This is a genomic window from Streptomyces sp. NPDC088097 (assembly GCF_044741845.1).
Classification (GTDB): domain Bacteria; phylum Actinomycetota; class Actinomycetes; order Streptomycetales; family Streptomycetaceae; genus Streptomyces.
The window spans coordinates 1-18,711 of record NZ_JBIUTJ010000017.1 but is presented as its reverse complement, the minus strand read 5'-3'; the positions used below and the strand labels follow the sequence as shown (position 1 = coordinate 18,711).

Genomic DNA, 18,711 nt, shown 5'->3' with positions numbered 1-18,711 from the left:
CGCTCCCCTCAGCCCTGGCTCAGCACCTGGAAGGGAGCGGTGTCGTGGTAGTTCGCCATGTAGGCGATCCGTCCGTCCACGATCCGGAAGAAGTTCATGACCTCGGCCTCGACGGCCTCGCCGGAGGGGCTGACGGCGGTGATGTGGGAGACGGCCGCGGCCTTCTCCCCGTCGACCAGGAAGTGCACGGGCTCGTTGCGGAAGACCCGGTACATGGCCCCCATGCCCTTCATCATCGAGCGCAGGGTCTCCAGGCCCTCGATGTGTCCGGCGAGCTGCTCGTCCATGACCTGGTCCTCGGCGAACAGGTCGCACCAGCGGTCCCAGTCGCCGGCGTTGGCGTACTCGTAGTACTTGGTGAGGATCTCTCGGGCGTCCAGCGCGCTCATCGTTTCATTCCCCCTATCGGTCCCTGCGGGTTCCGTCCGGGGCGAACGGCGCCCAGAACCGGCTGAAGGCGGATGCCGTGTCGCCGAAGAGCCCGTCGCGGCCCTCGACGATCCGGCCGTCCCGCCAGCGCATGAAGTGGAAGACCGGGTAGTCCATCCGCTCGTACGGGGTGGTGCTCCCCGGGTCGGCGCCGTCGCGCAGGGCGACGTTGCGGCAGACGTCGGCGCTGCAGTCCTCGCCGACCATGACCGCCTCCAGGGCCATGCTGAAGGTGCCGCCCGTGAGCTTGTGGGTCTGCCCCATCAGCTCCAGGAAGGCGTCCAGGCTCTCGTACCAACCCGCCAGGGGGTGGTTGCCCGGGACCAGCCAGCGCAGGTCCTCGGAGTAGTACTCCAGGATCGAGGCGCGGTCCCCGGAGCCGAGGGCCCGGTAGGCCGCCTCGACCCGCTCACGTGTCACTTCGGTCATCGCGCCGGCCCTTTCAGAGCGAGCCCGAACCGGGCATCGGCGCCAGTTCGTTGACGGTGTACTGCTGGATCAGGGGCCCGTCGGGGCCGGCGACGAGGGTCCAGGTCTGGTCGGCGTCGAAGCCGAGCCACTGGCTGCGGGCGCCCGGCGGGTCCCAGATCTTGGCCTGCCAGTTGACGAGCACCCGGACGATCGCCCGGTCGCCCTCGATGACGGGCTCCACCTTGGTGACGGTGTGCACCTCGTCGAAGAACCGGTTGGTGACGGCCCCGTACCAGCGGCCGAAGCCCTGGTGGCCGACGAAGGTGTCCTCGGGGACCTCGAACCGCAGGTCCTCCGTGATGAAGGCGAGCACCTCCTCCAGCGGGAGGTGGCGGTCCAGGGCCACGTACCAGTTCTCGGTGAAGGTGCGGATGGCGTCCTCGGTCAGCCGCTCGGCGGGCATGCGGTCTCCTCCTGTCCGTGGGTGTGTGGGTGGAGCCGGTCGCTCTCAGATCTGGACGTCGACGAGGTACGGGCCGGGGTGCGCCAGCATCTTCGTCACCGCGGCCACCGCCTCGTCGGGCTTCTCCACGCGCGTGCCGTCGGCGCCCAGCGCCCTGGCAAGGCCCGCGAAGTCGATCTCGGGGTGCGAGAGGTCGAAGGAGCCCGGGTAGGGGTGCTCGGCGATGTCCCGCTCGCGCCAGTACTGGGCGATGTTGTCGTCCAGGAGCCGGTACTTGCGGTTGTTGCAGACCACGAACTTGGCGTTGATCCCGTGCCGGACCGCCGTCCACAGCGCCTGGTAGGTGTACATGGACCCGCCGTCGCCCGCGAAGCCGACGACGAGCCGGTCCGGGTGGGCGAGCTTGGCGCCGACCGCCCCCGGGAATCCGACGCCCAGCGAGCCGCCCCGGGTGAGGTGGTAGTCGCCCGGGCGCTCCGGGGGCAGGTACCGGGTGACGAGCGGGGAGGTGGTCAGCGCCTCGTCGAAGACGATCAGGTCTCCGCCGGTGCGCTCGGCCAGCGTCCTCAGGAAGACGGCCATGGGCGAGTCGTCCTGCGGCGCCGCGAGTACCTCGCGCGCCCGCTCCCGGGTGCGTACGTCGAGCCGCGCGGCGGCCGCCGCCCGCCGGGCCGGGTCGAGCAGCCGCTCCAGTGCGCCGGCCAGGGCGCGCAGTGCCTGCTTGGGGTCGGCCGCCAGGCCGAGGTCCACGGGGTGGTTCTTGGCGATCTCGTAGGCGTTGAGGTCGATGTGCACGACCTTGGCGCCCGGCCGGAAGGGGCTCTCCAGTTCGGGGAACACCTCTGGGAAGACGTAGGTGCCGACGATCAGCACCCCGTCCGCCCGGCCGATCAGCTCCTTGCTGTGCGGGCCGAACATGTGGCCCGTCTGGCCGCGGCGCAGCGGGTGCGAGGCCGCGATGTTCACCTCGGAGGAGTCGACCTCGTAGACGTCGGCGCCCAACAGTTCGGCGACGGCGACGAGTTCAGCCTGCGCCCCGGAGAGCGCGACCCCGTCCCCGACGAGCAGGACGGGGCGCTCCGCGGCGGCGAGCAGTTCGGCCGCCCTTCCCACCGAGGCGGGCGAGGGCGCCACGTCGGTGAGCACCGTCGTGGAGGGCAGCACGGGCTCGGAGTTCAGCTCGTCCAGCACGTCCATCGGCAGGGCCACGAACACCGGCCCGCGCGGCGGGGTGAGGGCGATCTTGACGGCCCTGCGGATGGTGCGCAGCACCGAGCGGTGGTCGGTGACGCGGGTGGCGTACTTGGTGACGGGCCGGGCCATGGCCACCAGGTCGGAGGCCATCTGCGCGTCCATCGCGTCGTAGCGGACGCCGGCGTCGCCGGCGACCACGACGAGCGGGGTGTGCCCGCGCAGCGACTGGTAGAGCATGCCTATGCCGTTGCCGAGCCCCACCCCCGAGTGGAGTTGAAGCAGGGCAGCGCCCCCGGTGGCCCGGGCATAGCCGTCGGCGATGCCCGCGGCCACCGTTTCCTGAAGGGCGAGGACATAGGAGAAGTCCGCCGCCGCGTCCACCGCGTCGAGGAATCCCTGTTCCACCGTTCCCGGATTTCCGAACATCACATTCAGGCCGTCGGCCTTGAACTGTTCGATCAGCCTTTCCCGGCCGGGAGTGGCTTCGGCATTCATGGAACTCCCCCTGATCGATTACCAGCCGTAGCGGGTGAGACCGTCCTCCAGAACTTCCACGATCTTCTGCCCCGTGAGGTACGAGTCGGGGGTCGAACGTCCGGTGACGAACGGGTAGTCCACGATCACCGACACGGGCTTTCCGAAATTCCCGTGATAGGCGCCGCGCGGGCCCGTCGCATCGCGCAGGATGTATTCCAGCGGATACGGGGGCGGCCCCATGTTGAAGTCGGTACCGAGGAATCCGGTGCCGTCCTTGTAGTCGTACTCCTTGCAGTGGCCGGTCACGTGCTTGCCCCACAGGATGCTCTTGCGGTCGTCCCAGTCCCGGGCGAAGGCCAGGCAGGCGACGCCGTAGCACTCGGCGGCGACGACCTTGTCGGCCTTCTCGAAGGCCAGGATCAGGGCGTGCACCCGCTCGTTGTTGGCGAGGTCGGCGATCGGTCCGCTGCCGCCGACGATGAGGATCGCGTCGTACTCCGCGACGTCGGCGTCGATCTTGTCCAGATCGCGGTGGTACTGCTCCAGTTTGCGCAGATAGCCCTCGTCGCTGGTGTACGGGCGCTCGGGCACCCAGGCCTCGATGTCGAGCGGGGAGTCGAGTCGGCTCGACTGCTCGAACTCGCGGCCCAGCCGGGCGTTCTCCTCGGTGGTGACGGAGCGTCCCAGCGGGGGGTCGAGGTAGTTCGCGTCGAGGCTCGGCGGAAGTGCGTGGGCACGCTTTCCGGTCGGCGTCGCGAATACGGTCTCGTAGCCCCGCTCGTCGAACTTGGATACGGGGCCGATCAGTTCTTCGGCCCAGTAACCATGTTCGGAGACAATGACCAGAATCTTTCTGCTCACAGATTCCTCCAGGCGCCGCCTGTTGTCGTTGGCGTTCCCCACACTGCGTGCGGCCGGGGCCTGCGTCAAAGGGCGTGAATGCGACTTCGTGAGGTAGTCGGCCAGGTCGCGGGGACACCTCACCTAGTCGTCCGACGAGGTCATGAAGTAGCCGTAGGACTTCATGACCTCGGCCGAATCGATGAACCTTTTCCCGATTCCCGTCATAGGGTCTGGCACGCGCCGCGGTTGACGGGCGCGTAGGGGAGCACGAGTGCGCGAGAGAGGGACGGGGACGATGACGATGGACCTGTTGTGCACACACGTCGACCGGATACGCCCGGTGAAGCCCGGTACGGAGGGCTGCGAGGAGTGCCTCGTCACCGGCGACACCTGGGTGCACCTGCGGATGTGCCTGAGCTGCGGACACGTCGGATGCTGCGACTCTTCGAAGAACCGTCACGCCACCCGGCACTACCACTCCACGGAGCACCCGATCGCGGCCTCCCACGAGCCCGGTGAGGTCTGGGCCTGGTGCTACGCCGACCAGCTGATGTTGGACCCCGCGTGAGCGCGGCCCGCGAGCGCGCCGCCGCTCCCGCCACGGCCCCGTCCACCGCCGCCACCACGACCGCCACCACGACCGCCGTCGCCGCGGACCGGGCGGAGAACCGCAAGCCCGTCATCCTGGCCGTGGACGACGACCCGCAGGTCCTGCGCGCCGTCCGCCGGGACCTGCGCAGCGCCTACGGGGACCGCTACCGGGTGCTCGGCGCCTCCTCGGCCGCCGACGCCCTCAAGATCCTCGACTCCCTCGACGAGCGCGGCCACGACCCGGCGCTCTTCCTCGTCGACCAGCGGATGCCCGACGTCACCGGCGTCGAGTTCCTCCTGGAGGCCGTCAGCCGCTTCCCGGACGCCCGCCGGGTCCTGCTCACCGCGTACGCGGAGACGGACGCGGCCATCACCGCCATCAACCGGGTCCGCCTGGACTACTACCTGCTCAAGCCCTGGGACCCGCCGCACGAGCGGTTGTTCCCCGTCCTGGACGACCTGCTGTCGGACTGGCTGGCCACCTACCGGCCGGCCTACGACGGGATCATCGTGGCGGGCCACCTGGTCTCCCCCGGCACCCACGCCGTCCGGGACTTCTTCACCCGCAACGGGCAGCCGTTCCGCTTCCTGAACGTGGAGCGGGACCCCGAGGCGCTGACCGTGATCGCCGCCGCGCAGGCCGACGCGGCGCTCCCGCTGGTCCGCTTCCCGGACGGGTCGGTGCTCTCCGCCCCCTCCGACACCGAGCTGGCCCGTCGGCTGGGCCTGGCCACCACCGCCTCCCGCCCGCACTACGAGTGCGTCATCGTGGGCGCCGGTCCGGCGGGCCTCGCGGCCGGGGTGTACTCGGCCTCCGAGGGCCTGTCCACGCTGATGCTGGACTCCCGCGCCCCGGGCGGCCAGGCCGGCACCTCCAGCCTGATCGAGAACTACCTCGGCTTCCCCTCGGGCCTCTCCGGCGGGGACCTGACCCGCCGGGCCACGATCCAGGCCTCCCGGTTCGGCGCCGAGATCCTGCACCCCGTCGAGGTGATGTCGCTGACCCGGGACGACCCGGCGAAGATCCTCACCCTGGCGGACGGCACGGAGATCAGCGCGGAGACGGTCCTGCTGGCCACCGGCGTCTCCTACAACCGGCTCCAGGCCCCCGGCGCCGACCTCTTCGAGGGGGCGGGCCTCTACTACGGCGCGGCCACGACGGAGAGTTCGGCCTGCATCTCGCAGCACGTCTTCATCGTGGGCGGGGCCAACTCGGCGGGCCAGGCGGCGGTGCACTTCGCCAAGTACGCGGCCCGGGTGACCATCCTGGTCCGGGCGGCCTCCCTCGACGACAGCATGTCCCGCTACCTGATCGACGAGATCGGGCGCACCCCCAACGTCGAGGTCCGGGTGCGCACCACCGTGGTCCGCCTCGACGGCGGCGAGCACCTGGAGACCATCACCCTCCACGACGCCGACACGGGCGAGGACACCGTGACCCCGGCCCGCTTCATGTTCACCTTCATCGGGGCCCGACCGCACACGGACTGGCTGGCCGGAGTGGTGGAGCGAGACGAGTTCGGCTTCGTGCTGACCGGCTCCGACCTGATCGCCAACGGCGGGGAGCTGCCCGAGGAGTGGAGCCTGGAGCGGGCCCCCTACCCGCTGGAGACCAGCGTCCCCGGGGTGTTCGCGGCGGGCGACGTACGGGCCCACTCGGTCAAGCGGGTCGCGTCGGGTGTCGGCGAGGGGGCCATGGCGGTGTCCCTGATCCACCGCTACCGCTCGATGGGCTGAGGGCGCCCCCTGCGGCGCCGCTCCCCGAACCGCTCCCGACACCGCTCCCCGCGCCGCTCTCGCCCAGAGCGAACGGCCCACCCCTTGCGATCACGCGGGGAACGGATGCAACGTTGATTACATGATTACAGCCGAACAGAGCGAGAAGCTCCGCGCGTGGTTCGCCGAGCGCCTGCCGGTGGACGTCTACGAGTCCCTCGTCTCGGTCACCGTGGACCGCGAGGAGATCACCGTCGTCGGGACCGCCCCGGCGACGGAGTCGGTCAAGGAGTTCCGCGAACGCACCCGCGAGCAGCGCGTCGAGGTGGCCCGCGAGGCGGAGGAGCTCTACCGCCGCAAGGTCGCCTGGGGCGTGCGCTCGGGCGAGGAGACCGTCCTCTTCACCCACCTCGCGGTCCCCGTCATGACGCGGCTGCGCCAGTCCGAGCGCCAGGTCCTCGACACCCTGGTCGCCGGCGGCGTGGCGCGCAGCCGGGCCGACGCGCTCGCCTGGTGCGTCCGCCTCGTCGGAACGAACACCGACACGTGGCTCGCGGAACTGCGCGACTCCCTCGACCGGGTCCACCGGGTCCGCTCCCAGGGACCGGACCTCCAGGAGCCTGACCTCCAGAAGTCGGAGTCCGAGTAGCGGAAACCCTTACCGGGAAACCATGATCCCGGAAGGGTGGTCGGGACCACCTGATCCCAGGGAGAGGCACGCACACCATGACCACCACCGTCGAGTACATCCGCTACCGGGTCGCCTCGCAGGACCAGCAGGCGTTCGAGGACGCGTACGCCCGGGCGGCCGACGCCCTGGCCGCGTCCCCCGAGTGCATCGACTACGAGCTGGCCCACTCCGCGGAGGAGGCGGAGAACTACATCCTCCGCATCCGCTGGACCTCGATCGACGCCCACCTCAACGGCTTCCGCAAGGGCGAGCACTTCCCGCCCTTCTTCGCCGCGATCCGCCCGTACGTGGCGAACATCGAGGAGATGAAGCACTACCTCGTGACCTCCGTGGTGGGTCCGGGAAAGGCCGCCGGCACGTCATGAGCACCACCCCCACGATCTACGAGTGGATGGGCGGGGAGGAGGCCATGCGCCGCCTCACCGACGTCTTCTACTCGCACGCCCTGCGGGACGAGGTCCTCGCCCCGGTCTTCGCCGGCATGGACGCGGAACACCCCCAGCACGTGGCGGCCTGGCTGTCGGAGGTATTCGGCGGCCCGACCGAGTACTCGGAGCACCACGGAGGCCACCGGCACATGGCCACCAAGCACCTGGGCCGCGCCATCACCGAGGAACAGCGCCGCCGCTGGGTGGACCTGCTGCTGGACACGGCCGACGAGGTCGACCTCCCGACGGACCCCGAGTTCCGCGCGGTGTTCGTCTACTACATCGAGTGGGGCACGCGGATGGCCCTGATCTACTCGGGCCCCAACCCGCCGCCGGTGGACGCGGCGAAGATCCCGGTCTGGTCCTGGGGCCAGACCCCGCCGTGGGTCCCGAAGGACGCGGCGACCGAGTGACACCCCGTGGGGGGCGGCCACGAGCCGCCCCCCACGGGCGCGTTCGGCCGTCCCCGCGCGTTCGGCTCGTTCCGCGCGTTCAGCCCCGCCGGTGTCCCCGGCGGGCGCCGTCGGCGGCCAGTACGGTCAGCGGTGCTCCCTCGCCCGCCACGGACGCGTCCCGCCAGAAGTCCACGGCCTCCTCCAGCACCTCCCGCAGGGTCTCCCAGTCGTCGGGCCGCTCGTGGGCGTAGCCCTGCCAGGAGGTCACCGCGATCAGCCTGCCGGGCGCGGGCGGCAGCCAGGACAGGTCCCGCAGGGTGTCGGCGAGGGCGTCCCAGTTGGCACCGAACCACTCCGGCGCCCGCAGCGCCCGCGCGCAGCTCCGCATCAGCGCGGTCTTGCCGCGCACGCCGTCCAGGTCGAGGCGGAGCGTGGTCCAGCCGGCCGCCTCGGCGGCGGCCAGGGCCGGCGCGAGGGGGCGGGGGTCCAGCGGCTTCGACCGCGGGTCGGGTTCCGGGATCCGGCTCATCGGAGAACCGCCTTGAAGGTCTGGTAGTGGTCGTCCGTGTAGTAGAACTCCCCGCCCCCGCCCGTCACGATCCGCCGGGCCCCACGATCGCGCTCCCCCGGGGTCCTCACGGTGAACTCGTGGTAGTAGCCGCGCTTCTGCCGGGGCAGGGCCTTCTCGAAGTTCCCGAAGACCGTTCCGTCCTGCCGGTAGGCGTACGGGCCGCCCTCGTCGATCAGGGCCAGCACCTCGCGCGCCTGCGACGGCAGCGCGTCGGCGCGTACGGTGGCCCTCCCGCGGGCCCACGCGGGCGGCGCGGAGCCACCCGTGGCCACGCCGGACGGCGTGTCAGCGGCTCCGGTACCTACGGCGGGTGGCGTCGGGGCGGCGGATTTCCCGCCGCAGCCCACCGCGCCGACCAGCGCGGCGCAGAGGAACAGAGCCCCCAGCGCACGCAGCAACGATCGGGGCACGTTCCGAAAGATCATGCACCGATCGTGCCAAATATCCGATTCGCTCGCGAATCGCCTGCTTGATTCAGAGCGCGGACATCTTGGTGTAGGGACTCAGGACTCGTTTCTGGACCGACCCGAAATCGACGAGAACGGCGATCCCCTCCTCGATCCCGACGACACGGCCGAGGCCGTGCTCGTCGTGACTCACCCGGTCGCCGACGCTGAACTGCCGGAGCGGCGGTTCCACGGGGGCCTTGAACGGGCTGGACGGCAAATGGCGGCGAGGTACTGCGGACTTAGTCATTGAATCCAGTATGCGCCCCCGAGAGCCCGGCGCGGTCCGCTGTTCGGGTCTCGATTCCGGCACCATCCGCGTCACCGGCCGCCGGCCGGCTCCCGCGCTCACTCGTCCGGGTCGGCCCGTTCCAGTGCCGGACGCAGTCCGGGGGCGGATTCGGTGAGCAGGTAGTCCGCCACCGCCGTGTCCGTGACCAGGCTGGTCACCAGTCCGGACCGGAGCACCGCCCCGATCGCGGAGGCCTTGCGCAGCCCGCCGGCGATCGCCACGACCTCCGGGATCCGGCGCAGCCGGTCGGCCTCCACGGTGATGCAGCGCTCTCCGAGATCCCGGCCGACCCTTCGGCCTTCCGAGTCGAAGAGGTGCGCGGACATCTCGGCGGCGACGCCGAGGGAGGCGTAGTGCGCCCGCTCCTCGTCACTGAGCATGTCGTGGACGGTGGAGATGCCCGGCTCCCAGGAGCCGATGGAGACGGCCGCGACGGTCACCTTGTCGAAGTACTCGAACGCCCGCGCGATGCCCGTCTGACCGCGCAGCGCGGCCGCCGTGGCCGGGTCGGGCAGCAGCATCGGGGCGTAGATGGGGTGCGCGTCCCCGCCGGAGACCTGGGCGGCCCGGCGGACGGCCTCCACGGAGCCGCGCTCGGCCGTCCCGGCGTCGTAGACGCCCGTCAGCTGGACCACGGTGCACGGGGGCAGTCGGTGCAGGGAGGCGGCCATGTGGATCGTGGAGCGCCCCCAGGCCAGCCCGAGGACGTCGCCCTCGTTGACCAGCTCGCCGAGCAGGTCGGCGGCGACCGCGCCGAGGTTCTCCGGGTCCGGGGCGTCCTCGGTGGTGGCGTCGGCGGGCGATTCGACGACCACCGCGTGCCGCAGGCCGTAGCGGGCGCGCAGGGCGTCGGAGCGCTCCGCGTCCAGCTCTGCGGGGACCCGGATCTCGATCCGTACCAGGTCTCGTTCGAGGGCGGTCTCCAGGACCCTGGCCACCTTGAAGCGGCTCACGCCGAACTCCTCGGCGATCTGGATCTTGGACTTGCCCTCCAGGTAGAAGCGGCGCGCCATGGCCGCCGCCTGAACCAGCTCCGCGGGTCCCATCCGCAGGGCTGACCGTCCCGCCGACATCGCAGACACCGCGTTCTCCTCACTGCCGTTCACACTGTCGTGTTCACACTCTCGACTCGCCGTTCATCCTGTCAGATGCGACGGCCGTTGATCAGCCCGGACGGCTGCCGTTCACCGAGCTGTTCATCAAGCCTTGGCTCAGTGGTCGCAAGCCCAGGGCGCCGCCGCGATCGCCGCGCCCGCCTGCTCGCGCAACGTCCGTACGGCGGCGGCCGGGTCGACCGCGCCGTATACGGCGCTGCCCGCCACGAACACGTCCGCGCCGGCCTCCGCGACCCGCTCGATGGTGGAGGCCGAGACCCCTCCGTCGACCTGGAGCCAGAGGTCGAGACCGTGCTTGGCGATCAGCTCCCGGGTCCGGCGGACCTTGGGCAGCATGATGTCGAGGAAGGACTGGCCGCCGAAACCCGGCTCGACGGTCATGATCAGCACCATGTCGAGTTCGGGGAGGATGTCCTCGTACTGCTCGATGGGCGTCCCGGGCTTGAGCGCCATCGCCGCCCGCGCCCCCTGGGCCCGAATCTCGCGCGCGAGGCGCACGGGAGCGGCGGCGGCCTCGGCGTGGAAGGTGACCGAACCGGCCCCCGCCTCCACGTACTGCGGCGCCCAGCGGTCCGGGTCCTCGATCATCAGGTGCAGGTCCAGCGGGATGTCCGTGGCACGGCTCAGTGACTCCACGATCGGGACGCCGAGCGTGAGGTTCGGGACGAAATGGTTGTCCATCACGTCGACGTGCAGCCAGTCCGCCCCCTCGACGGCCCTGGCCTCTTCGGCGAGGCGGGAGAAGTCGGCGGACAGGATGCTGGGATTGATCTGAACGGCCATGCCCCCAAGCGTGCCATGCCCACGGCCACTTCCGGCCACGGCCCGGGAACTCCGCGTCCTCGTAGCCCGACTTAAACGATCATGGCCGATCCTTCACCTACCCTGCGAGGTCGAAATCCCCCTGGGAAGGCCGGCCGGAGGACCCAAGGTCGTCCCGCGACGGGGTGACGCACGACACGGGGTGGGGGCGGGACATGGCGACGCGCGCACGCGAGCCGGGACGCGGTGGGCCGGGGGCGGCCGGCGCCGCGCACTTCGTCCTGCGCGAGGGCTGCGCGCTGCACCGGGGGCCCGCCGTCGACGGCTCCCCGCACGCCCACGCCGCCTTCCGGATCGCCCCGGCCCCGCGCGGCGAGGTGACCGTGGAGGACGCGTCGGGTCGCCCGCACCGCGCCGCGGCGGTCCTCGTGCCGGCCGATGGTCCGCCACCGGCTGTGCGCCTCGCCGGAGCTGCTGGTCTTCTACGTCGAACCGCACTGCGCCTTCGCCGACCGACTGCGCGCCCTGCACGCCCCCGGCGTCACGGCGGCGCCCGAGCTGGGCGCGCTGCGCGAGGAGGAGGTCCGCGCGGCGACCGCGCCCGTCCCTCACGCGAGCCGGACAGGCGCCTGCCGGCGGTGATGGGAGCGCCGGCCCGGGAGCGGATCCCGATCGCCTCCTTGGCCCCGACCGTCGGGCTGTCCCCTCGGCGGCTGCTCGCCCTCGCCCGCGGCCGGCTCGGCATGCCGGCGGCGCGCTGGAGGATCCGGCAGGCCCTGTCCCGCGCGGCCCGGGCCCTGGGCGAGGGCCGCTCCCCCGCCGAGGCGGCCCTCGACGGCGGCTTCGCGGACCAGGCCCACTTCACCCGGCAGCTGCGCGAGATGACCGGCCTGACACTGGCCGCGGTGGCGCCGCTGCTGCGACCGTCAGCCGCGCCGGGCCACGTAGACGGAGAGGGACCCGGTGACGGTTGACACGACCTCGGCCTCGCGCACCTCCCGGAAGCCGGCCTGCGCCATCAGCTCCGGCAGGACCCCCTCGGCGTTGGGCCGGGTGCCCTCCGGGCCGTCGGCGAACTGCACCGTACGGAAGGCCAGGCGCATGCGCCGGGTGCGCTGGAGCCCGTAGTCGGCGATGACCAGCTTCCCGCCGGGGCGCAGCGCCTCGGCCATCGAGGCCAGGACGGCCCGCTTCACCGGCAGGGCGCACTGGTGCGGCACCAGGCTGGACACGACGGTGTCCGCCGTCCCCGCCCCCACCAGCTCCCCCAGTTCGTCGCCCCTGCCCACCCGCCAGGTCGGCCTCCTCACCGGCCGCCGCCGCCTTGCGCCGCGCGACCGCGAGCACCTCCGGGTCGGGGTCCACCCCAACAATCCGGGCCCCCGGCTCGACCCGGCCCGGCAGCACCGCCAGGGAGCCGGTTCCGAAGCCCACGTCGACGACCTCCACGCCGGCCCGCGGGGCCACGTACAGGGCCGTCAGCCCCCGCCAGAGCCGCTCCCGGGTCAGGGCGACGACGCCGTCGTGGAAACGCGTGGGGGCGAGCCGGCCCAGGGCCGGGGTGAAGCTCTGCTCTGTCATGCCCCCACCCTGGCGACCGCCCAGCGCCCCCGTCTTGAACGGACCGCTCGCCCGGGGCGGGCCCGCCCGACTACGCCGTGCGGCGCAGCAGGGCCAGGTACATCGCGTCCGTGCCGTGCAGGTGGGGCCACAGCTGGACGTCCGGACCGTCGCCCAGGGCGGGCACGTCCGACATGTACGGCCGGGCGTCGATCAGTTCCGCCGAGATGGGGCTCGCGCCCGCGCCGCGCCCCTTGAGCACGTCCTCCACGACGACCCGGGTCTCCGCCAGGTGCGGGGAGCAGGTCGCATAGCCCACCACGCCGCCCACCCGTACCGCCGACAGGGCCTCGCGCAGCAGCCCGCGCTGGAGCGGCGCGAAGGCCTCCAGATCCTCGGGACGGCGGCGCCAACGTGCCTCGGGGCGACGGCGCAGCGCGCCCAGGCCGGAGCAGGGGACGTCCATCAGGACCCGGTCGAAGGAGCCCGGCTGCCACGGCGGGCGGGTGCCGTCGGCCGTGATGACCTGGTAGGGGCCCGGGTTGCCGGCGAGCGACCGCTCGACCAGCCGGGCGCGGTGCGGCTGCTTCTCGGAGGCCAGCAGGAAGGCGCCCCGGGGCGCGGCGAGCGCGGCCAGCAGCGCCGCCTTGCCGCCCGGACCGGCGCAGCCGTCGAGCCACCGTTCGTCACGGCCCTCGATCGGGACCGTCGCGAGAGCCATGGCCACCAGCTGGCTGCCCTCGTCCTGGACCCCGGCGCGCCCCTCGCGCACCGCCTCCAGCGCGCCCGGCTCGCCGCCCTCGGCCATCCGAACGGCGTACGGGGACCAGCGGCCCGGCAGGGCCGAGTCCTCGCCCACGGCGGCGAGGAGTTCCTCGGTGGTGGAGCGGCCCGGTCGGGCGACGAGGGTGACCTCGGGCCGCTCGTTGTCGGCCTCCAGGAGGTCCTCGATGCCGGCCCGGCCGCCTCCCAGCGCGTCCCACAAGGCGCTGACGATCCAGCGCGGGTGCGAGTGGTAGACGGCGAGGTGTTCCTCGGCGTCGTCCTCGTAGGGCGGGGCGACCTTCTCCAGCCAGCCGTCGAGGTCGTGCGCGGAGATCTTGCGGAGCACGGCGTTGACGAACTTCGCCCGCCCGTCGCCGAGCACCACCCGGGCCAGCTCCACGCTGGCCGAGACGGCCGCGTGGGTGGGGATGCGGGTGCCGAGCAGCTGGTGGGCGCCCAGCGACAGCACGTCCAGGACCGGCGGGTCCACCTCGCGCAGCGGCCGGTCGATGCAGGCCTTGATCACCGCGTCGTAGGTGCCCTGGCGGCGCAGGGTGCCGTAGACCAGCTCGGTGGCCAGCGCCGCGTCGCGCGCCTGGAACTCCTCGTTCTGCCGGGCCTTCTTCAGCAGCGGGGGCAGCACGAGGTTCGCGTACGCGTCCCGCTCGCCCACGGCCCGCAGGGCCTCGAAGGCCAGCATCCGGACGGGGTCCTTCTTGGGCCGGCGGTACGGCTTGGCCGGGCGGCCGTCCTTCTTGACGGCGGGCGTGCGGGGCTGGTCGCTCACGTGAAAGGTGCTCCGGGGTTACGAGTGCTTCGGGTGTCACGTACTTCAGGCACGAGTACTACAGGGGGTGCGGGCTTCCGCTCGCGGGCGGCGCGGACGCCGCGCTCCCGATCAGCCTACGTCGACGCCGCCCAGGCGCTCGCCGGGAGCGATGCGCACCCCGCGGGCCCAGTCGGCGCCCTTCATCGGCTTCTTGCCCTGCGGCTGCACCCAGAGCAGCTCGACGGCGTGCGAGCCGGTGCCGACGTACACGTTGTTCTTCGCCGGGGCCAGGACGCCGGGGGCCAGGTCGCCGCGGTCGGGGACGAGCCCGACGGAGATCAGCTTGAGCCGCTCCCCGCGGAAGACGGTCCACGCGCCCGGCGCCGGGGTGCAGCCGCGCACGAGCCGGTCGGCGCGCAGCGCGGGGGCCTTCCAGTCGATCCGGGCGTCCTCGACGGTGATCTTCGGCGCGAGCGAGATGCCCTCGGCGGGCTGCTCGACGGCGCGCAGGGTGCCGTCCTCGATGCCGTCCATGGTCGCGGACAGCAGTCCGGAGCCGGCGAAGGCCAGGCGGGTCAGCAGGTCGCCGCTGGTGTCGGTCGGGCGGATCTCCTCGGTCAGGATCCCGAAGACGGGACCGGTGTCCAGCCCCTCCTCGATCCGGAAGGTGGAGGCGCCGGTGACCTCGTCGCCGGCGATGATCGACTGCTGGACGGGCGCGGCTCCGCGCCAGGCGGGCAGCAGCGAGAAGTGCAGGTTGACCCAGCCGTGGCGGGGGATGTCCAGGGCGCTCTTGGGGATCAACGCCCCGTAGGCGACGACGGGGCAGCAGTCCGGGCCGATCTCGCGGAGCCGGGCCTGGAACTCCTCGTCGCGCGGCCGGACCGGCTTGAGGACCTCGATCCCGGCCTCCTCGGCGCGCTCGGCCACGGGGCTGGCCACCATGCGACGCCCCCGCCCGGCGGGGGCGTCGGGGCGGGTGATCACGGCCGCGATCTCGTGGCGCCCGGAGGCGATCAGAGCGTCCAGGGCGGGCACGGCGACCTCGGGGGTGCCTGCGAAGACGAGCTTCACTGGGGTACTACCTCGCTATCTCGACTGTCGGCAGCGCACCAGTCTATGGGGGCGTCCGCGCGCCCACCCACCGGCGTCGGCGAGGGGGCGTACGGGGACCCGCGCGCCCCTCGCATATGCCGACACGCCCCTGATGCGTGACCTGGCGCCGGGTGGAGCGTTGGTCAAGTGAGATTGACCGAAACGGGCCGCGAAATCAGAACGGTGTCTGCGGCCCCATCCGCTCTTCAGCACCGGTTCGAGAGGCTTCTCCATGGCCGACCACGCCACCCACGACGCCCAAGCACGGGCCAGTCTGCACCTCCTGGTGCGGGACATCGAGCGGGTTCGCCGGCAGGTGGACGCTCTGCGTACCCTCACCGCCCAGCTCGGCAACGTGTACCGCCCGCGCCGCTCCGGGCCCTCCACGGGCTTCGTCGTCTACGGCAGGGCGCCCGCCCCCACCGTCCGCCTCGCCCAAGAGCTGCGCGACAGCGTGGAGACCCTGGTCACCGCGGCGGTGGACTTCGACCGTTCCCTCGGCTTCTCCTGGGACGCCGTCGGTTCCGCCCTCGGCGTCACCAAGCAGGCCGTGCACCGGCGCTACGGGGCCCGGCGCGCGCAGGCCGCCGAGGTCGTGGAGGCGCCGGTCGAGACGACGACGACCCGGACCCTGGGGCCGCTCCCGACCATCCCCGCGGCCCGTTCCGTGCCCCCGCAGCCCGTGCGCGAGGACTCCCAGGTCGGGAGCCCGGTCGTGGCGGCCTCGCGGCCGTCCGCCTTCCCGGGCCCGCGCAACGGCTGACCCCGCGCCCGCCGCCGGGACGCCGACCCCCGACGGCCGGTCGTGGCCGTGACCCCGAAGCCCGCCCCCGGCGGGGCGACCCCCACGGTCGCTCCCGCCGGGGGCGTTCCACGTCCCGGTGCGCGGGTGCGGCCGGCGGCCCCGCGCTCAGCCGATGTCGGGCGGGTCGATCCGGATCCGGACGACCTCCCCCGCCGGAACCCCGCGCACCAGCCGGGCGGCCTGCGCGGCCTTGAGGGCGGCGGCCAGCGCGGCCCCGCTCCCCGGCGGCACCCGTACCAGGGCCCGCTCCCCGCCCGAGGGCTCCCCGCGCCGCCCGGGCAGCGGTACGGGCCCGAGGATCTCGGCGTCGCCCGGCAGCGCGGCCGACGCGAGGAACTCCTCCAGGGCGTCCCCCCGGCCGGCCACGGCGGCCATCCGGGACACGGGCGGGAACCCCAGTTGGGCCCGCTCGGCCAGCTCCCGCACCGCGTGTCCGACCGGGTCCCAGCGCACCAGGGCCTGGACGGGGCGCAGCGTGGGCTCCGCGACGACGACCACCTGTCCGCCGGGCCGGACCAGCGCGGCGGCGCCGATCCAGCGGCGCAGGGCGTCCTCTCCCGCCCGCAGGTCGGGCCGGCTCAGCATGGCCCAACCGTCCAGCAGCAGCGCCGCCGCGTACCCGGCGCCCGCTGCGACCGGTTCGGCGCCCGGGGTGCACACCACCAGGGCGGGCCGGTCCGGCACCTCGTCCAGTACGTGGTCGCGCCCGGAGGTCCGTACGGCCACGGCCGGGAAGGCCCGGCCCAGTTCCTCCGCGGTGCGCCGGGCGCCGACCACCTGGGCCCGCAGCCGGAAGGAGCCACACTCCTCGCAGTGCCACGCGCCCTCGTCCCGCCCGCACCAGCCGCAGTGCAGCGCCCGCTGGTCGGGGGCCTCCAGCGGTCCGGCGCACACCCGGCAGCGGGCCGGGGTCCGGCAGCGCTCGCACGCCAGCCGGGGCACGTACCCGCGCCGGGGCACCTGGACGAGGACGGGCCCGCTCGCCAGGCCCTCCCTCACGGTTTCCCAGGCCAGGCTGGGCAGGCGGGCCGCGCGGGCGGCGCCGTCCCGGGCCAGCAGCTCGTCGCCGACGGTCCGGATGCGGGGGGCGAGGGCCCGTACGGTCGCGCGGTCGGCGACCAGCGGCCGGGCCCAGCCGGACTCCACGAGCTGGGCGGCCTCCACGGTGCAGCTCGTGCTCCCGACGAGGAAGGCGCAGCCCTCGCTGACCGCGCGCAGCTCCAGCACCTCGCGGACGTGCGGGAAGGGGGCGTTGACGTCGGCGTGGCTGGAGTCCCCGTCGTCCCAGACGGCGACCAGCCCGAGGTCGTGGACGGGCGCGAACATGGCGGCCCGGGTGCCGACGACGGCCCGGACGGAGCCCCGGCTGACGGCGAGCCACTGCCGGTAGCGCCGCTCGGGGCCCGAGTCGGCGGTGAGGAGCGCGTGCCGGCCCTCGCCGAGCAGGGCGGTCAGGGCCGCGTCCACCCGGGAGGCGGTGCGCCCGTCGGGGACCACGGCGAGGGCGCCTCGGCCGGAGGCGAGGGTGGCGGCCATGGCGCGGGCCAGCTCGTCCGCCCAGTCGGGGCCGGGCAGGGCGGTCCACACGGCGCGCGGGGCGCCCCCGCTCGCCAGCGCGCGCAGGAAGGTGGGCCCGGCGGCGTAACGGTTCCAGGGGCCGGGCTCGGGCACGTCGGGCGGGGGCAGCGGCTCCGGAGAGGGCTTGGACTCGGCGCGGGCGCTGCGCGGGGGCAGGGCCAGCTGGAGCACGTCGGCGAGGCTGCCCGCGTACCGGTCGGCGACGGCGCGGGTGAGGGCGAGGAGCCGGGGGCCGAGGACCACCTCGGGCGAGACCACCTGGGCGAGGGCGGCGAGGGTCCCCTCGTAGTCGGACTCGGCGCGCCGCTCGACGATGAACCCGTCGATGAGGCCGCCGCCCTCGCGACGGCCGCCATGGACCTGGTGGGAGCCCGCCCCGAAGCGCACCCGGACCCGGACCCCGGGGCGCGCGGTGTCGGACAGCTCGGCCGGCACGGCGTAGTCGAACAGCCGGTCGAGGTGGAGCACGCCCTTGTTGACGAGGACGCGGGCGACCGGCAGTTCCTCGGCGAGGGCGGCCCCACGCCAGGTGCGGGGTTTGGCCTTGGGCGCCTTGGCCTTCGCCTCGGCGACCATCTCCCGGATCAGTGCGAGCTGTTCCGGCGGGGAATCGTTCGCGCTGCTCACACCTGCATTCTTACCAAACACCGCCGACAACGACGGCCCCGTGCCTCGGGCGGAGGTACGGGGCCGTGCGTCGAGCGGTACGTGGGGCCGCTACCCGGTCGTCCTACAGACCGGCGGCGGCGCGCAGGGCGTCGACGCGGTCGGTGCGCTCCCAGGTGAAGTCCGGCAGCTCGCGGCCGAAGTGGCCGTAGGCGGCGGTCTGGGCGTAGATCGGCCGCAGCAGGTCGAGGTCGCGGATGATCGCGGCCGGGCGCAGGTCGAAGACCTGGCCGATGGCGTCCTCGATCTTCTGCACGTCCACCTTGTGCGTGCCGAAGGTCTCGACGAAGAGACCGACGGGCTCGGCCTTGCCGATGGCGTACGCGACCTGGACCTCGCAGCGCGAGGCGAGGCCGGCGGCGACGACGTTCTTGGCGACCCAGCGCATGGCGTAGGCGGCGCTGCGGTCGACCTTGGACGGGTCCTTGCCGGAGAAGGCGCCGCCACCGTGACGGGCCATGCCGCCGTAGGTGTCGATGATGATCTTGCGACCGGTGAGGCCGGCGTCGCCCATCGGGCCGCCGATCTCGAAGCGCCCGGTCGGGTTCACCAGGAGGCGGTAGCCCTCGGTGTCGAGCTTGATGCCGTCCTCGACGAGCTGCGCCAGCACGTGCTCCACGACGAACTCGCGAATGTCCGGGGCCAGCAG

Annotated in this window: 23 protein-coding genes and 1 pseudogene; 8 read left to right on the top strand and 16 right to left on the bottom strand. The window is 73.1% G+C overall.

The features are described from left to right. Nucleotides 1–8 precede the first annotated feature (8 nt). The 5 genes from ACIOD1_RS30710 to ACIOD1_RS30690 are packed head-to-tail and all read right to left on the bottom strand — an operon-like array spanning nt 9 to nt 3,835. On the bottom strand, nt 9–389 hold the full coding sequence (locus ACIOD1_RS30710) for a nuclear transport factor 2 family protein (RefSeq protein WP_365629464.1): 381 nt from the start codon (nt 387–389) through the stop codon (nt 9–11). A gap of 13 nt (nt 390–402) precedes the next feature. Beyond that, nucleotides 403–858 carry a nuclear transport factor 2 family protein gene (locus ACIOD1_RS30705; protein ID WP_365629461.1) on the bottom strand — a complete coding sequence of 152 codons (456 nt, stop codon included), beginning with the start codon at nt 856–858 and terminating at the stop codon, nt 403–405. Between the two features lie 13 nt (nt 859–871). Then, nucleotides 872–1,303 carry a nuclear transport factor 2 family protein gene (locus tag ACIOD1_RS30700; protein WP_365629458.1) on the bottom strand — a complete coding sequence of 144 codons (432 nt, stop codon included), beginning with the start codon at nt 1,301–1,303 and terminating at the stop codon, nt 872–874. A 45-nt stretch (nt 1,304–1,348) separates the two neighbouring features. Continuing rightward, on the bottom strand, nt 1,349–2,992 hold the full coding sequence (locus ACIOD1_RS30695; RefSeq protein ID WP_401906004.1) for a thiamine pyrophosphate-binding protein: 1,644 nt from the start codon (nt 2,990–2,992) through the stop codon (nt 1,349–1,351). Nucleotides 2,993–3,010: 18 nt separating this feature from the next. After that, entirely contained in the window at nt 3,011–3,835 is an 825-nt protein-coding gene (locus ACIOD1_RS30690) for a type 1 glutamine amidotransferase domain-containing protein (protein WP_365629452.1), read from the bottom strand. Nucleotides 3,836–4,112: 277 nt separating this feature from the next. Between ACIOD1_RS30690 and ACIOD1_RS30685 the strand changes: the two genes are divergently transcribed. The 5 genes from ACIOD1_RS30685 (at nt 4,113) to ACIOD1_RS30665 (ending at nt 7,656) form a co-directional block, all read left to right on the top strand. Further along, nucleotides 4,113–4,385 (top strand): UBP-type zinc finger domain-containing protein, encoded by a 273-nt coding sequence (locus ACIOD1_RS30685; protein ID WP_365629449.1) that lies wholly within the window; start codon nt 4,113–4,115, stop codon nt 4,383–4,385. A gap of 122 nt (nt 4,386–4,507) precedes the next feature. Next, nucleotides 4,508–6,145 (top strand): FAD-dependent oxidoreductase, encoded by a 1,638-nt coding sequence (locus ACIOD1_RS30680; protein WP_365629559.1) that lies wholly within the window; start codon nt 4,508–4,510, stop codon nt 6,143–6,145. A 121-nt stretch (nt 6,146–6,266) separates the two neighbouring features. Next, nucleotides 6,267–6,773: a hypothetical protein gene (locus ACIOD1_RS30675; protein ID WP_365629446.1), complete on the top strand. Its 507-nt coding sequence runs from the start codon at nt 6,267–6,269 to the stop codon at nt 6,771–6,773. A 77-nt stretch (nt 6,774–6,850) separates the two neighbouring features. Next, nucleotides 6,851–7,180: an antibiotic biosynthesis monooxygenase gene (locus ACIOD1_RS30670; RefSeq protein ID WP_365629443.1), complete on the top strand. Its 330-nt coding sequence runs from the start codon at nt 6,851–6,853 to the stop codon at nt 7,178–7,180. Further along, nucleotides 7,177–7,656 (top strand): group II truncated hemoglobin, encoded by a 480-nt coding sequence (locus ACIOD1_RS30665; RefSeq protein WP_365629440.1) that lies wholly within the window; start codon nt 7,177–7,179, stop codon nt 7,654–7,656. The genes ACIOD1_RS30670 and ACIOD1_RS30665 overlap by 4 nt, the downstream gene beginning before the upstream one ends. A 79-nt stretch (nt 7,657–7,735) precedes the next feature. On the opposite strand, the gene ACIOD1_RS30660 is transcribed toward ACIOD1_RS30665, so the two are convergent. The 5 genes from ACIOD1_RS30660 to rpe form a co-directional block, all read right to left on the bottom strand. After that, complete coding sequence (locus ACIOD1_RS30660; RefSeq protein ID WP_401905999.1) at nt 7,736–8,167, bottom strand: barstar family protein; 432 nt, start codon at nt 8,165–8,167, stop codon at nt 7,736–7,738. Further along, nucleotides 8,164–8,634, bottom strand: a complete 471-nt coding sequence (locus tag ACIOD1_RS30655) for a ribonuclease domain-containing protein (RefSeq protein ID WP_365629434.1) — start codon at nt 8,632–8,634, stop codon at nt 8,164–8,166. The genes ACIOD1_RS30660 and ACIOD1_RS30655 overlap by 4 nt, the downstream gene beginning before the upstream one ends. 49 nt (nt 8,635–8,683) lie before the next feature. Beyond that, nucleotides 8,684–8,905 carry a CarD family transcriptional regulator gene (locus ACIOD1_RS30650; RefSeq protein WP_365629431.1) on the bottom strand — a complete coding sequence of 74 codons (222 nt, stop codon included), beginning with the start codon at nt 8,903–8,905 and terminating at the stop codon, nt 8,684–8,686. A gap of 98 nt (nt 8,906–9,003) precedes the next feature. After that, a complete protein-coding gene (locus ACIOD1_RS30645) occupies nt 9,004–10,020 on the bottom strand; it encodes a sugar-binding domain-containing protein (protein ID WP_365629556.1) in 1,017 nt (338 codons plus the stop codon). A 138-nt stretch (nt 10,021–10,158) separates the two neighbouring features. Next, nucleotides 10,159–10,845 (bottom strand): ribulose-phosphate 3-epimerase, encoded by a 687-nt coding sequence (rpe, locus tag ACIOD1_RS30640; RefSeq protein ID WP_365629427.1) that lies wholly within the window; start codon nt 10,843–10,845, stop codon nt 10,159–10,161. 417 nt (nt 10,846–11,262) lie between these two features. On the opposite strand from rpe, the gene ACIOD1_RS30635 reads away from it, so the two are divergent. Together ACIOD1_RS30635 and ACIOD1_RS30630 are read left to right on the top strand one after the other, a co-directional pair. Continuing rightward, nucleotides 11,263–11,466, top strand: coding sequence for a hypothetical protein (locus ACIOD1_RS30635; protein WP_365629424.1), 204 nt, complete (start codon nt 11,263–11,265; stop codon nt 11,464–11,466). After that, nucleotides 11,466–11,798, top strand: coding sequence for a helix-turn-helix domain-containing protein (locus tag ACIOD1_RS30630; protein ID WP_401905995.1), 333 nt, complete (start codon nt 11,466–11,468; stop codon nt 11,796–11,798). The genes ACIOD1_RS30635 and ACIOD1_RS30630 overlap by 1 nt, the downstream gene beginning before the upstream one ends. On the opposite strand, the gene ACIOD1_RS30625 is transcribed toward ACIOD1_RS30630, so the two are convergent. The 4 genes and pseudogenes from ACIOD1_RS30625 to fmt form a co-directional block, all read right to left on the bottom strand. Beyond that, on the bottom strand, nt 11,751–12,113 hold the full coding sequence (locus ACIOD1_RS30625) for a hypothetical protein (protein WP_401905993.1): 363 nt from the start codon (nt 12,111–12,113) through the stop codon (nt 11,751–11,753). The genes ACIOD1_RS30630 and ACIOD1_RS30625 overlap by 48 nt on opposite strands. Nucleotides 12,114–12,144: 31 nt before the next feature. Beyond that, nucleotides 12,145–12,405 (bottom strand): annotated as a pseudogene (locus ACIOD1_RS30620) (class I SAM-dependent methyltransferase); the annotation flags it as partial. A gap of 70 nt (nt 12,406–12,475) precedes the next feature. Then, on the bottom strand, nt 12,476–13,936 hold the full coding sequence (locus tag ACIOD1_RS30615; RefSeq protein WP_365629418.1) for a transcription antitermination factor NusB: 1,461 nt from the start codon (nt 13,934–13,936) through the stop codon (nt 12,476–12,478). A gap of 111 nt (nt 13,937–14,047) precedes the next feature. Next, a complete protein-coding gene (gene fmt / locus ACIOD1_RS30610; RefSeq protein WP_365629415.1) occupies nt 14,048–14,992 on the bottom strand; it encodes a methionyl-tRNA formyltransferase in 945 nt (314 codons plus the stop codon). Nucleotides 14,993–15,245: 253 nt separating this feature from the next. Between fmt and ACIOD1_RS30605 the strand changes: the two genes are divergently transcribed. After that, complete coding sequence (locus ACIOD1_RS30605; RefSeq protein WP_365629412.1) at nt 15,246–15,776, top strand: hypothetical protein; 531 nt, start codon at nt 15,246–15,248, stop codon at nt 15,774–15,776. Nucleotides 15,777–15,923: 147 nt separating this feature from the next. Here the strand turns inward: ACIOD1_RS30605 and ACIOD1_RS30600 are convergent, their stop codons facing one another. Next, nucleotides 15,924–17,972, bottom strand: coding sequence for a primosomal protein N' (locus ACIOD1_RS30600; RefSeq protein ID WP_401906101.1), 2,049 nt, complete (start codon nt 17,970–17,972; stop codon nt 15,924–15,926). A gap of 154 nt (nt 17,973–18,126) precedes the next feature. Beyond that, a partial coding sequence (locus ACIOD1_RS30595; RefSeq protein ID WP_401905989.1) for a methionine adenosyltransferase domain-containing protein occupies nt 18,127–18,711 on the bottom strand: 585 nt, incomplete at its 5' end.